The following is a 14,309-nucleotide window of genomic DNA, read 5'->3' as shown; positions in this document are numbered from 1 at the left end:
CTCGAATCAATGACAACGCTCTGAATCCAGCATCTTGAAGTCACTTGGGTATATAGTCAGCAACACTGCCACTTCGAGCAGTGGTACTCCCGAATCTAAGTCAAATAGCGCCGCATACGAATGCGTATGTGCAGGATGCGTTTGGCTGAATTTGGGTGTTCAACAATGAAAAAAGGAAAATACACATGTTGAGAAACTCGGCAAAGCCTCAACTCAAGGAAGCCTCACGCGCAAAATCCATCTACTTTATGACGTGGCGATGGCACTTTTACGCAGGTTTGTTCGTCATTCCATTTATGCTCATGCTTTCCCTCACGGGGTTGGTGATGTTGTTTGATGATGAAATCGAACTGGCTCGATACGAAGCGACATTACAAGTTTCACCACAAGAGCAAATGGTTCCTGTCTCTGCACAATTGGAAACCGTAAAGCAGGCGTATCCCGATTTTAATGTCACTCAATTTGTACCTGCTAAAACGGCCGATATTGCCAACCGATTCTCGATTCAAAACCAAGAAGGCAGCTCGCTGATTGTTGCAGTAAATCCTTACACAGGAGACGTACAAGGCACCATTAACCGTAGTGATAGTATCTATGAACTGATGAACAGCATTCACGGCACGTTGCTCATCGGCGACCTAGGCGACCGTTTAATTGAAATCGCCGCAAGTCTGGGGATTTTGCTGTTGGTGTCTGGTTTGTACCTTTGGTTACCGAGAGACAACGCCAGCCGCGCCGGCTTTTTGAAAATTCGCCTTAACAATGGCCCTCGAATTTTGATGCGTGACCTGCATGCGAATTTAGGTGGTGTGCTGTCGATTGTTTTGTTGTTCTTTTTGATTTCAGGTTTGTCGTGGGCAGGGATCTGGGGCGCGAAAATGGTGCAAGCTTGGAATACCTTCCCAACCTATTACACATGGGGTGAGAAACCGGAATCCACACTGACACACAAAGATCTTAACCACGGTGCTTCAGAAGAAATGCCATGGAACTTAGAGCTTGCTGCTGTGCCAGAATCGAAAGATAAGTCTGCTCATGATCATGCCAATATGAAGGAAGAGGTGGCATATGCAGGCAGCCATGATGCGCTCTCCATTGATGATATCATCCTCAAGGCTGAAATGATGGGCTTTACTGGCTATAAGCTGTTTTTGCCACGTTCTGAGACGGGCGTTTATACCGTTGCAGCTAACTCTATGGGCGGCGATATTTCCGACCCGAGGCAAGATCGCACCAGTCACTTTGACCAATATTCCGGTCGCTTGTTGGTGGATGTAACGTGGCAAGATTACAGTTTGTTTGCCAAGTTCATGGCGGCAGGTGTGTCACTGCATCAAGGTGATGTCAGTGTGCTTAACAAAGTGCTCAACGTAGTGTTCTGTTTGGCGCTCATCTTAATCTCAATCACAGGCGTGGTGATGTGGTGGATTCGTCGTCCTAGTCGCAGTGCTGCATTGGGTGCGCCACCTAAGTTTCAGCAAGACGGTATTTGGAAGCTTGGCTTAGTAACGTTGGTGATATTGTGTCTGGCGTTCCCGATGGGCGGTTTGGCGATTGTTACAGTACTCGCACTGGATTGGCTGTTGTTCAACCGCGTTGAGAAGCTGAAAACGGCGTTGAATTAGTAACAGACAAAGAATGGAATAGTAAAAGAGCCAGGGACGTACTGGCTCTTTTTATTTCTGGTAAATCTCTAGCGGCAAGCCATCTGGATCTTGGAAGAAGGTAAAGGCTTTGCCTGTGAATTCGTCAATACGAATTGGCTCAACTTCAACGTCATTCGATTCTAGGTAGGCTTTCACTTGTTCAACATCATCAACCAAAAACGCGAGATGTCGTAGCCCTTGTGCTTCAGGAAAGCTCGGTCTCTCTGGTGCGCCCGGAAAGCTAAACAGTTCCACTTGGCTGCCGTCAGGTAAAGCGAGGTCAAGCTTGTAGGAGTCTCTGGTTTCACGATAGTTTTCAGCAATGACTTTCAATCCCAACACTTCAGTGTAAAAGCGTTTTGACCTGAAATAATCGCTGCAAATGATCGCGACGTGATGAATGGCATTAAACATGGTTAGCCTCCTCAGAGACTAAATGCTCCTTAACGAAGTCGATAAACACGCGCAGACGAGCAGGCATGTATTTGGTTTGTGCATACTGCATCGCGATAGCACCGTGGTAGTTACTCTTGATCATCCAATCCGGTAGCACCTCCACCACTTCACCTTGCTCTAACGCGTCTTTGATCACGAAGTCATGGAAGATCCCAATTCCCAAGCCAGACTTAACCCCGTTCAAGCGCATTTGAGAATGGTTGACGGCGTAACGCCCGCTTACTGCAATCGAATGAAAGGCTTCCTCTTTAAAGAACGACCAGATGTTGTCTTTGTCGTTCTCGGCAAGGTAAATACAATCGTGCTGCTCAAGTTCAGTCGGATGCTCAGGCATACCGTGTTTAGTGAGGTAATCTGGAGAGGCACATAAAACAAGATTGGTCTTGCTGATCTCTTTGAGTACCAGATTCTCATCGGGTTTGTCGGTGAGCTTAAATGCTACGTCGATACCTTGGCGAAAAAGATCGATCTCACCATCTGCTGCACGCAGCTTAAGCTGAATATTTGGATAACGTTCTAGGAATGGCAATACAAACGGTTGAAGCACCGAATTAAGAAATGCTTCAGGGGCTGCCACTGTGAGTGCGCCTGTTGGCTCAGCATGATCTTCCGCAGATAGCTCAACGGCTTGCTGCGCGGCATTCACCATTGCGATGCTTTGGTCGTAAACCTTTTGCCCAGCTTGAGTGATGATCAACTTACGAGTCGTGCGCTCAAACAGTTTGACCGAGAGGGCTTGTTCCAACCGTGTGATCAACTTACTTAAAGCCGATGGCGTTACGCCGAGTTGTTTAGCAGCAGCGGTAAAACTGCCTTCGTTTACCACTAAGATAAACGACGCAAGATCAGGAAGTAGGGCAATGAGTTTTGGATTAACCATAATTGTTCAGTTCTGCGCAGCGGAATAACGATATTGTCTGGTACGGTTTCACGAGGTTCAAGTGTCACCGTCTCGCTTTAACGATATTTTGCCAAAAATGCATTGAGTGCAGGCAAGCCAGATTCACCAGTATGGTATTGCTGCCAACAGTGATAAATGGCCGTTTCGTGGTCTGCAATCAATTCGATAGCTTCTCGCTCAGCGATTGAATACTGTTGTGAAGCGTTCACTTCTTCATGCCACTCTCGATATTTGACCTCATAAGGTTCTACCCACTTCAGAAGAGTCGCCACCAACTCTTGCCATGGTAAACCAATCCACTTGGTTGCATCTGCCAAGCCTTTATCCAACATCTCTTGGTGTTGACTTTCGATATCCATGCAATTTGTCAGCAGTACAGGTTTGAGCTTTTCTGCGGTGAGTTCTTCCACTTCAATCAAGGTTTGCCACAGTGTTTGTTGTTCACTTTGGTCGTAAACGCTCAAGTAGTGGTTGAAAAAAGCGATGCCGTATATTTCGCCATAGTAGGCAGACAGAACGTTATGAATCATGGTGAGAATCGTGATTTAAACAGAGAATACCGCATTGTAGGAGGGGAAAGCGCGAAGTGTAAACACCTGATTAAGAGTAAAAAAGTGCTGCTGACAGAATTCGAACAGAACTTGTGAGAATTTTATGAGAATTCGATGAAGTTGCTGATAGATTTGCTCGTCATTCTTAGAGGCAAGAACGCAAAACGTTCGAAACGTTCGAAACGTAATGCTTAACCTACTCAAGTCACGAACAAAGAAGTAAAGCCGTACACATGGGCTTGGGTAGTTCACCCCTCATTAAAGGATGGAATCACAATGAAAAAACGTACCCAACTCGGACTCGTCATGACTTCAGTCGCTATGGCACTAGGCTCTGCATCAGTGAATGCAGCGGAATTGGAAATCACCGTGACAAACGCAACCAAAGGCATCTACTTTACGCCTCTTATTGTTGCCGCACATGGTTCTGATCTTCAAATGTTCAGAACGGGTCAAGCAGCAACGCCAGAACTAGAAGCAATGGCAGAAGGCGGTGATATCTCTGGTCTTGCTAGTGTGATTGGTAACGCTGGTGGTGCGGTGGTTGAGAATCCTGCTGGTGGCATTTTGAATCCGGGTGTTGCAACCACCTTCACCTTGGACAGTGGCGACCACGGTTATCTTTCTTTGAGCGCGATGCTGCTGCCAACCAATGACGGTTTCGTCGGTCTAGATAGCTGGAAGATTCCAACGGAAGCGGGTACATACCGAGCAACGCTAAGAAGCTACGATGCCGGTACAGAAGCGAACGATGAACTTGCGTCTAGCATGCCAAACCCACCTTTCATTACCTTTGGTACTGGCGGCACAGGCGTTGAAGCAACGGTAACTAACGACAAAGTTCACGTGCATCCGGGTAACCTTGGTGATAGCGACCCAACCGGCGGCATCAGTGACCTAGACAGCAGCAGCCATCGTTGGTTAAACCCAGTCGCAACCATCACAATCGTTGTGAAGTAAGGGGGATGTATGAAATACAGAATCTTACTAGTAGCAGCTTCAGTCGGCTTGCTCGCCGGTTGTCCAAGCGATGATGATAATGACGTAGTGAAATCGTACCGTTACACCGTCAACGTGGCGAACTTGACTGCGAATCAACCTATGTCTCCGCTTGCGGTACTCACTCACAATGGTGACTACCAACTGTTTGAAATTGGCCAAGCGGCATCTGTTGAACTTGAGCATCTTGCCGAAGGCGGTAGTAACGCCGAGCTGATTGAATTGATGAACAGCAATGACAGTGTCTATCAAGGTATTTCAGGTAATGGATTGGTGTTGCCTGGCGCATCGGACGAAGTCACCATCACGGTTGACCCTAGTCGTTACGGTTACTTGTCTGTGGCGTCTATGTTCGTGAATACCAACGATGCCTTTGTTGGCGAAACGGGGCTATCGCTCAAATCGCTCGCAGTGGGTGAAAGCTATGAAATGAGCATGAACGTTTGGGATTCGGGTACAGAGCTAAACGATGAGCTTGCCGCAACCATTCCGGGCCCAGCAGGTGGCGGTGAGGGTTTAAATGCCGCTCGTAATGACAGCAGTGACGTTGTTGCCTTCCATGCGGGTGTTATTAGCCAAGATGATGGATTAGCAAACTCAGCACTCTCTGCGAACCATCGTTTCTTGAACCCAGGTGCGAAAGTCACCATCACTCGAGTCGAGTAACACAGGCTCCGATGACGTCTCCTTTCCAAAGCGCTTGTAGCCGAGCGCTTTATCCCTCATGGCGTCATCGGAACCTTTTTTGAAAGAATTTCTAATTTGTTCCGGTCATGTGCAAAGTGAGGATACTCGAAGGCAAGGAAAGGACCATGGAACAACAGGCAATCAATTTAGTCGCGAACATTTTGCTGGTGGAAGACGATGATGATTTGGCAGAACTGGTTCAGATGCATCTCAAGTTTCAAGGACACCAAGTGTCGCGAGCCACAAATGTCGCCGATGCTAAAGCGCAATATCAGCAACAACCCTTTGATTTATTGATCCTTGACCGAGGTTTACCAGATGGTGATGGCCTAGACATCTGCCATTATTTGCGTCAGCAACAAGATTGGAGTCCAGTGCTCATGTTGACAGCCAGAGACGGTGAAATGGACAAGGTTGATGGTTTAGAAGCGGGCGTTGATGACTACATCACTAAGCCATTTAGCGTATTAGAATTCCAAGCACGAGTGCGAAACGTGCTGCGTAGAGTCAGCCAAACCGCTGAAGCAAAGGTGGCAGATGAAGTCCTCGACGATGCGATGGATTTTGGCCCGCTGAGAATTATTCCGGAGTTGCACCAAGTATCCCTAAACGACAAAGATGTCACTCTTACCGCGACAGAGTTTACTTTGCTGCAGTTTCTCGCGACTCGTCCGGGCAGAGTCTACAGTAAAGATGAATTGCTCGATCACGTTTGGAACACCAGTCATTCTGGTTATCACCATACGGTGTGTAGCACCATTAACCGTTTACGCAGCAAGTTGTCTTTGTCTGATTCTGATCATCACTTCATTCAAACCGTGTGGGGTGTTGGATATAAGTTTCAGCCAAGACACTAATGCACGGAAGTAAGCCAAGACAGTAAGTCGGCAGTTGTTTTCACCGTCATTTTTCAATCATCACGGGTGTTTCAAAAACATCGCTGTTTAAGGAGGCGATAGGATGAGCTTCAAATCTCGCTTAGTGGTATTTACTAGCTTGTGGTTCTGTCTCGCGGCGGTAGTGATTGCACTGACTTACAATTGGCAAAAAGAAACCATTGAGTTACGCACTAAGCAAAGCCTGCATAAAGAGCTAGCTAGCCACATGCGTGACGACAATCCGCTGATGATCGGGACGGATTACAACCCTAAAGCGCTCAAGTCGATCTTTCATACGCTCATGCTGATCGGCCCTGATTTTGAAATCTACTTCCTCGATAGCCAAGGCAACATCACCACTCATGCAGCACCAGAAGGGGCGAAGATCATGGGAGCGGTGGATCTCAATCCCATTAAGCAATTCTTAAATGACCAACCCTTTCCTATTTTGGGTGAAGACCCACGCAATCGTGGTGAGCACAAAGTCTTTTCTGTCGCGGCGATAGAGGAATTAGGCTCTACGGTCGGTTATCTCTATGTGGTGATTGGCAGTACCCGACATGACGCCATTGCCAATGCTCAAGTCGATACCCCTTACATCGCGCTGGCAGGATTAGTGTTGGTGTCGATTTTGGGTTTTGCATTGGGTGCGTATGTGCTGGTAAAACGCAGCTTACTGAATCCCATTGAGCGCGTAACCAATCAACTTGAACAACAAGCCGAGCATGACTTCCGCCTACAACCTGATTTTACTCGCCAAGTGCCAGAGCTAGTACCGATTGCGCACTCCTATCAGATGATGGCGAAGCACATTCAGCAGCAGTTTTTACAGTTGGAGTATCAATCGTCTCATCGTCGTCAAAGCTTGTTGCAACTGAGCCATGATCTGAAAACGCCGTTATCGAGCGTGCTTGGTTATTTGGAAACGTGGCGCTTGCAACATCCGGAATCCGATCCTTTGATTGACGTCGCTTTCCGAAATTGTGAGAAGCTTTCTACACAATTGCATTCGTTACTTGATGCGGCAAGAAAAGAAGCGCCAATGCCGAATTATGAATATTGCCCTGTCGAGCTTAGCGCTTTAATGGCCGAATGTGCTGAGACAATGCAAAGCCAGTTTTCACGAAAAACGGTAGAACTCAAAGTTGAAGTGGAAGATAAGATTGAAACTGTCGGCGATAAAGGGTTGCTAGAGCGTTTAGTGCTTAACTTATTGGAGAATGCACTCCGTCACAGCCCAATTGGTTCAGCAGTGCATTGCCAAGCACATTTGAGTGAAGATAAGACTCGAATTCATTTTACCTTCATTAACCATATCGAAAAGAATGCTGAAGGTGGCTCTTTGGGCATCGGCACGAAGATTGTGCAGTCTATTTTGATGCTGCACCATAGTTACCTAGAAACCAGTGTTACCCCTTCTCAGTACCAACAGCGATTTACCTTGCGAGCCGTATCACTTCCGTCTTCGGGCGCTTAGCTTAAAAGCGCCTTACTTTCATCGACCTTCTTTATCCTGCTATCTTTTGGCGTGCATAGTGGCCTTATTTATTTCTCGGACAATGATTCAATTGATTTGTTATTTGGATGGCACTTTAATAATTGTAATGAATGAACCTGAATTTGTTACAGATTTAACGTATTCAATTTAAATATTAACCTTGGCGCCCAAATTGTGATGAAAATATTACAACGTTTATTTTTGCGCGATTCAAAGATTATAAAATGCGCCATCTTTTATGTTTGTGATAAGTGTTTCAATGAATATTTCATTATGCTCATAGTTGTTTATTGTAAAGGGGTTAAATTGTTGCTTATATCATCATATGAAATGAAAAAGTGGAACTAAAGTCACTTAATGGCAGCTGAAAGATCTAAACTATCGGGTGATGAGGTAATAATGGTTTAGTAACAGATAGTTACGGATTCATAATTAATAATATGGCTAAACTTCCGACAAGGATCGAAAAGATGAGCGACAAGGAATCTATTCAGACTAATCGCAGCCGCCGCAATTTCTTAAAAGGTGCAACTGGTGCAGTTGTGGCTGGCGTCAGTGCTTCCGCATTTTCCGGTACAGTTCAAGCAAAAGAACCGAAAATTGATTGGAGCAACAACGGACTAGGTAGAAAAAACGACAAACGCTTCTGGCGTAAAGTACAAAAGCAGTTCGTATTGGATAAACGAACGACTTACATGAATATCGGCACGACAGGTTCGATGCCAAAACATGTTTTAGAAGGGTACGAAGACAACAATAAAATCGTTGCTAAGTACCCGTGGGACATGAAAGACAAGTTTGGTGCTTGGCCTCATGTTTCTGAAATGGTGACGCAAGTTGCGCCGGGCTTTGGTGCTAACCCAGATGAAATCATTCTAAGCCGCAACACCACCGATGGCTTATGTTCTATCATCAATGGCCTGCATTTTGAGCCAGGTGATGTCATTCTAACGACTCACCATGAACACGTTGCTGCAACGTCACCAATGAACGTGGCAAAACATCGCTTTGGTGTGGACGTGGTAGAAATTCAGCTTCCGGTTTTCACTGGTACAGAAAACGTCACGGAAGAAGATTACATTCAAGCCTTCCGCGATGCGATTGAAACCCACCACAATGTGCGCCTTATTGTGTTCTCTCATATTACCTACAAAACCGGTACGACTCTCCCTGCTAACGCTATCTGTTCTTTAGCAAAGCAACACCGCATCCCAACGTTAGTTGACGGCGCGCACACTGTTGGTATGTTCGACCTAGATTTTCACGATATGGATTGTGATTTCTATGCAGGATCTGGCCATAAGTGGCAGTGTGGTCCAGGCGCGACAGGTATCTTGTATGTACGTGATAACGGTAACCGTTTAAATGAGTACTGGAGCGATCGTGAAAATCCATTGTGGTTGATCAACTCATCGCTTTCTCATGCTGATTACCTAGGCAAACAGCTACAAATGCAATACATTGGTAACGATAACTATCCGTCAAAACAAGCACTTGCTGATAGTTGTAAAATGTGGGATGAAATTGGTCGTGACCGAATTGAAGCACGCATTTTAGAATTGAGTGACCAATGTAAAACGCAGCTTAGTGAAGCGTTACCTTATGCGAAGATGTACTCACCAAACGTGGAAGGACTAACCAGCGGTCTGACGACCTTTAACCCGTTTGATGATGTGACGGATGAGGAACGACTAACATTGTTCCGTGATCGTCTTCGCGAGGACTATGGTTACATCATTCGTACGACAAGCTTCAAGTTGTACAAAGACGATTCGTTTGAAACGCATGCACTGCGTATCTCTACTCACTTGTTCCACGATGAGAGAGATGTAGAAGGGTTAATCGAAGCGATTGCAGACCTGTACTACTCGTTCTAACGCTGTTGTTAAGTATCAAAGCGCCCTTAATTGGGCGCTTTGTGAAAGAGAAGGATATTCATCATGTCAGTGAAAACAATTAAGCAAACCATGACCACTCTTGCGATAGGGATGGTCACGGTGCTACCAATTCAGACCTTTGCTGGCGATCTGCAAGACATTAAGGACAGTGGCGTGTTACGCCATATTGGTGTGCCTTATGCCAACTTTGTTTCCTACATCGATCAAGGTGAAATGCAAACATTGACGGGGTTGGATGTCGATATCATCAAGGGATTTGCTAAGTCGCTTGGCGTACGTTACCAATACGTCCCAGCCCAATGGAACAATGTGGTTGGTAAACTGACTGGGCAGCAAGTTGAATACAAAGATGCGCAATTGATGGTTGGTGAAAAGATGGCGATTGAAGGCGATTTGATCGCTAACGGCGTCACGATTCTTGATTGGCGAGCACACATTGTTGATTTCTCGGAGGACTATTTCCCATCCGCAGTCTGGCTAGTAGCACGCACTGACTCTTCATTAACTCCGATTAAGCCAACAGGTTCTATTGATGACGATATTTCAATGGTGAAGTCACTCATTAAAGGTCGTGAAGTCTTAGCGATGGAGCATTCTTGTCTCGACCCGAACTTGTATAACCTCTATGACACTGGCGCAAAAGTGATTTTGCCAGATGGTCAGCGCCGATTGAACGAAATGGTGCCTGCCATAATGAAAAACGATGCGGAAAGTACGTTGCTTGATGTTGCAGATACATTGATTGCACTCGAAAAGTGGCCGGGGGAAATCAAAGTCATTGGTCCAGTATCAGAAAACCAAAAAATGGCGGTTGCCTTCCGTAAGGACTCTCCTGAATTAAAAACCGCGTTTAACCAATACTTAAATTCAATTAAGCAAGATGGGACGTATCAAGCCTTAGTCGAGAAATACTACCCATCTATTTACTATTTTTATAATGACTACTTCTTAGAAGATAGTAAGAAAGATATATGAGAAAGTCTGTAAAAAAAATATCAAGTCAGAAGATCATCACAGTCAGTGCGATATTGGTGTCGCTCTATTTGGCGATGATTATTACGGTCACCAGTTTAGGTCAACATAAACTAAAAGAATCACAGCATCGAGAACTCGATCTAAAGGTGAAAAGTTATGCAGGTACCCTTGATAATTTATTTACGATTGCCAGTGAAGATATAGACCATTTATCGACCGATAAAACGGTACAAACCTTCTTTGCCAACCTCGCTTCAGGCATGTCGATGGAGTATGGTTTAGGCGCAAGTTTGATCAATCTAAAACGTAAACTGCAAGAGAAATCTGAAACCAAAATCGTCAATAATCAATTGATCTACAAGCAGTTAACTTTGATAGGTCTTGATGGCTCGACCATTATCACAACAGGTCAAAAGTCCGATCATCGTGTTGATACTTCGCGTTTACTGAATGATCACGACCACAGTGAAGAAGTCAGAGCGGTGCGCGAAGATGGCAAAGTACTCATCCAGGTGATAAAGCAAGTCATGTTCTCAGGCAAACCTGTCGGCTATTTGATTGCGGATATCAACGAGAAGGTAGTCATTTCCCAATTGACTAATCAGGAGCATGAAGACAGTTACAGTCGCATGGTGCTGAAGATCAATAATGTGGAAATGGAAGTATGGGATTCTATCAGCCGTAAGTTGGAACAGGAAAACATCACTGAGCCTGAAGCACTGGCTCAAGAGCTAAAAGAGAAGATCTATTTCGAAGTGCCAATCGAGCACCATCACTTTAAATTGATAGCTTGGTTTGAGTCACTTAGCGAACGCGATATCTACACGTCTCGAATATTTATTTCCGGGTTAAGTATCCTCGCAATTTTGATTGTGTTTGGCTTGTTGTATGCGTTCAACCTTAATAACACACGTGTTGAGCTGAAGATCAAACTGGAAGAAGAGAAGAAGCGCAAAGACTTCTTATCTCAGCAAAACCAACGTTTAACCAGTGAGATAGAGCGTCGTAAATCGTCAGAAATGGAGTTGGCTTACCAAGCCAAGCACGATGCATTAACCGGTTTACCAAATCGAGTTTATGGTTCTGAACGCCTTGGTTTAGAGCTGTCACGCGCTGAACGCACAGGCTCTAGTGTATTGGTGATGTTCATCGACCTTGACCATTTCAAACAAATCAATGATTCGATGGGACACTTTGTTGGTGATGAGATCCTCAAACTGAGTGCTGAGCGGCTTCATCAGGCGGTGCGGAAAACCGATTTGTTGGCACGAATTGGCGGCGATGAGTTCCTATTGGTGATTCCAGACTTAGACAATGCCGACAGTGCTAAGCGCTTTGCCGCAACTGTATTGTCTGTGTTTAACGAGCCGTTTGTTTGGCAAAATCATGAATTCTTCTTGTCCGCTAGCGTAGGTATGTCTGTTTATCCAGAAGATGGCGATAATTCAGAGCAGCTACTCGCTTGTGCTGATATGGCGATGTACCGTGTGAAGCAAGACGGCCGTAATGCATTCTGCTTCTATGACCACAACATGAACCAAGATTTGCAGCGTTTCTTAGACTTGGAAAGTCGCTTACGTCATGCTATTTCTCACGATTTGTTAGAGCTTTATTATCAACCAATCATTGATCTCGACAGCGGGGCGATTGTTGGAGCAGAAGCTCTGATGCGTTGGAATGACGAGAAGTTTGGTTTTGTGAATCCAGAAGAGTTTATCTCGATTGCTGAGAAGAATGGTTTGATTCATCAACTGGGTGAGTTTGCCATTCGTCAAGCGTGCCAACAAGCGGCAAAATGGCAGGACGTTACACCTCTGTTTGTGTCGGTAAACTTCTCAAGTGTGCAGTTTAGATACTGTGATCGACTTTTCGAACAGATCAAGCAGCACATAGAAGAGTCGGGGTTGTCTCCAGAATTGTTCGATGTAGAGGTGACAGAGAGCTTGTTGTTTAACCACAGCAGCGACCTGATGGAGATGCTAGATAACTTACGAACTCTGGGCGCGAAGCTCACCATTGATGATTTTGGTACCGGTTATTCCGCATTAAGTTACTTGCAGAAGTTCCCGTTTGATCGCCTCAAGATCGATCGCAGTTTCTTGCAGAACATGTTTGAGAATGAGTCCGACCGTGAACTTGTGAACGTGATTATTGCAATGGCGAAAGCACTGAATCTGAAGATCGTCGCAGAAGGCATCGAAGAACAGCGTCATGTGGATTACCTGAAAAACCTAAACTGTGAGTTCGGACAAGGTTTCCACTATAGCCGACCATTACCTGCTAAGGACTTTGAAGCACTTTTAGCTAAGCCGACTTGGCTATAACCCCTTTCATTACAACCTCATAGAAAAGCATTAATCAGATTCGTGCCTTAGATTCATTAATGCTTTTCCACCTTGAGGGATAATCGTTTTTCCTTCCTTGAATTACACTACACTTAATTGATAAGTAAGTGCCTGTGATCCCCGTCACATAAAGGCTCAACCTAATTCTAATCGAGTGAAAACTCGACAAAATAAACAGGAAGGAATTGCGAATGTCTTCTGCATTTTACCAACAGATTGAACAGCAAATTGAAGAAGTGAAGGCGGAAGGCCTTTACAAAGCAGAGCGTATCATCACGTCTCAACAGCAAGCGGCTGTTAAAATCTCTACCGGTGAAGAAGTACTAAACTTTTGTGCGAACAACTACCTTGGTCTTGCTAACCACCCAGCACTTATCGAAGCGGGTAAGGCAGGCATGGACGAGCACGGTTTTGGTATGGCTTCAGTACGTTTCATCTGTGGTACTCAAGACATCCACAAAGAGCTTGAGCAGAAGCTTTCTAAGTTCCTAGGTAAAGAAGACACGATTCTTTACACATCATGTTTCGACGCAAACGCGGGCCTATTTGAAACGATTCTAGGTAAAGAAGACGCAATCATCTCTGACGCACTAAACCACGCGTCAATCATCGACGGTGTTCGTCTATGTAAAGCGATGCGTTTCCGTTACTCAAACAACAACATGGAAGAGCTAGAGCAACAACTGATCGCTGCGAAAGAAGCAGGTGCTCGCCACATTCTTATCGTAACGGACGGCGTGTTCTCAATGGACGGTGTAGTAGCAAACCTACCGGCTATCTGTGACTTAGCAGAGAAGTACGGCGCATTGACTATGGTTGATGACTCTCACGCTGTTGGCTTCATGGGTAAAACAGGTGCAGGTACGCACGAGCACCACAACGTGGTTGACCGTATCGACATCATCACTGGTACGCTAGGTAAAGCAATGGGCGGTGCTTCAGGCGGTTACACGTCTGGTAAAGCAGAAGTGATTGACTGGCTACGTCAGCGTTCTCGTCCATACCTATTCTCTAACTCTGTTGCACCAGCAATCGTAAGTGCTTCTATCCGCGTTCTAGACCTACTAGAAGAGAGCGGTGACCTACGTGACCGTCTATGGGAAAACGCAGCACACTTCCGTACTCGTATGGAAGACGCTGGTTTCACAATGGGTGGTGCTGACCACGCAATCATTCCAATCATGCTTGGTGACGCAAAAGTAGCAGCAGAATTCGCAGAGCGCGCTCTGGAGAAAGGCATTTACGTAATCGGCTTCTCATTCCCTGTTGTACCAAAAGGTCAAGCGCGTATTCGTACTCAAATGTCTGCAGCGCACTCTCGTGAGCAATTAGACCGTGCAATCGATGCGTTCATCCAAGTTGGTAAGGACATGGGCATCATCTAAGTTTCGTCTCCTCTTCCTAGCCTCCTCCTAAAACTGAGGGGAGGGGTTAGATTAGAAGAAGAAAAGCGCTTACGTTTAAAGATAAAAGGC

The 14,309-nt window shown here is 45.5% G+C and carries 12 protein-coding genes; 9 read left to right on the top strand and 3 right to left on the bottom strand.

Translation table 11 applies throughout. From position 1 onward, the window contains the following. Positions 1–185: 185 nt before the first annotated feature. Positions 186–1,625: a PepSY-associated TM helix domain-containing protein gene (locus tag VJL_RS05780; RefSeq protein WP_038876392.1), complete on the top strand. Its 1,440-nt coding sequence runs from the start codon at positions 186–188 to the stop codon at positions 1,623–1,625. A 51-nt stretch (positions 1,626–1,676) separates the two neighbouring features. Here VJL_RS05780 and gloA2 read toward each other — a convergent pair whose 3' ends face one another. The 3 genes from gloA2 to VJL_RS05765 form a co-directional block, all read right to left on the bottom strand. Then, positions 1,677–2,060, bottom strand: coding sequence for an SMU1112c/YaeR family gloxylase I-like metalloprotein (gene gloA2, locus VJL_RS05775; RefSeq protein ID WP_038876390.1), 384 nt, complete (start codon positions 2,058–2,060; stop codon positions 1,677–1,679). Next, the gene (locus tag VJL_RS05770) at positions 2,053–2,982 is read right to left on the bottom strand and encodes a LysR family transcriptional regulator (RefSeq protein ID WP_038876388.1); all 930 of its coding nucleotides are present in this window, start codon (positions 2,980–2,982) and stop codon (positions 2,053–2,055) included. The genes gloA2 and VJL_RS05770 overlap by 8 nt, the downstream gene beginning before the upstream one ends. 77 nt (positions 2,983–3,059) lie before the next feature. Further along, positions 3,060–3,533, bottom strand: a complete 474-nt coding sequence (locus VJL_RS05765) for a hypothetical protein (protein WP_038876386.1) — start codon at positions 3,531–3,533, stop codon at positions 3,060–3,062. Between the two features lie 297 nt (positions 3,534–3,830). On the opposite strand from VJL_RS05765, the gene VJL_RS05760 reads away from it, so the two are divergent. From VJL_RS05760 to VJL_RS05725, 8 genes are all read left to right on the top strand, one after another. Continuing rightward, positions 3,831–4,514 (top strand): spondin domain-containing protein, encoded by a 684-nt coding sequence (locus VJL_RS05760; RefSeq protein WP_005384002.1) that lies wholly within the window; start codon positions 3,831–3,833, stop codon positions 4,512–4,514. Between the two features lie 9 nt (positions 4,515–4,523). Next, positions 4,524–5,219, top strand: coding sequence for a spondin domain-containing protein (locus VJL_RS05755; RefSeq protein WP_038876384.1), 696 nt, complete (start codon positions 4,524–4,526; stop codon positions 5,217–5,219). Between the two features lie 146 nt (positions 5,220–5,365). Further along, positions 5,366–6,097 carry a response regulator transcription factor gene (locus tag VJL_RS05750; RefSeq protein ID WP_038876381.1) on the top strand — a complete coding sequence of 244 codons (732 nt, stop codon included), beginning with the start codon at positions 5,366–5,368 and terminating at the stop codon, positions 6,095–6,097. Positions 6,098–6,200: 103 nt separating this feature from the next. Beyond that, positions 6,201–7,595, top strand: coding sequence for a sensor histidine kinase (locus VJL_RS05745; protein WP_038876379.1), 1,395 nt, complete (start codon positions 6,201–6,203; stop codon positions 7,593–7,595). Between the two features lie 491 nt (positions 7,596–8,086). Further along, on the top strand, positions 8,087–9,493 hold the full coding sequence (locus VJL_RS05740) for an aminotransferase class V-fold PLP-dependent enzyme (protein WP_038876377.1): 1,407 nt from the start codon (positions 8,087–8,089) through the stop codon (positions 9,491–9,493). A gap of 63 nt (positions 9,494–9,556) precedes the next feature. Next, positions 9,557–10,489 (top strand): transporter substrate-binding domain-containing protein, encoded by a 933-nt coding sequence (locus tag VJL_RS05735; RefSeq protein WP_038876375.1) that lies wholly within the window; start codon positions 9,557–9,559, stop codon positions 10,487–10,489. Then, on the top strand, positions 10,486–12,813 hold the full coding sequence (locus VJL_RS05730) for a putative bifunctional diguanylate cyclase/phosphodiesterase (protein ID WP_038876373.1): 2,328 nt from the start codon (positions 10,486–10,488) through the stop codon (positions 12,811–12,813). Before VJL_RS05735 ends, VJL_RS05730 begins: the two co-directional genes overlap by 4 nt. 212 nt (positions 12,814–13,025) lie before the next feature. Continuing rightward, positions 13,026–14,219, top strand: a complete 1,194-nt coding sequence (locus tag VJL_RS05725; protein WP_005432273.1) for a glycine C-acetyltransferase — start codon at positions 13,026–13,028, stop codon at positions 14,217–14,219. Positions 14,220–14,309: the final 90 nt, after the last annotated feature.

It is taken from the genome of Vibrio jasicida CAIM 1864 = LMG 25398, from assembly GCF_000400365.1.
Classification (GTDB): domain Bacteria; phylum Pseudomonadota; class Gammaproteobacteria; order Enterobacterales; family Vibrionaceae; genus Vibrio; species Vibrio jasicida.
Note: the sequence above shows the minus strand (reverse complement) of the source record. Positions and strands in the feature narration are given on the sequence as shown.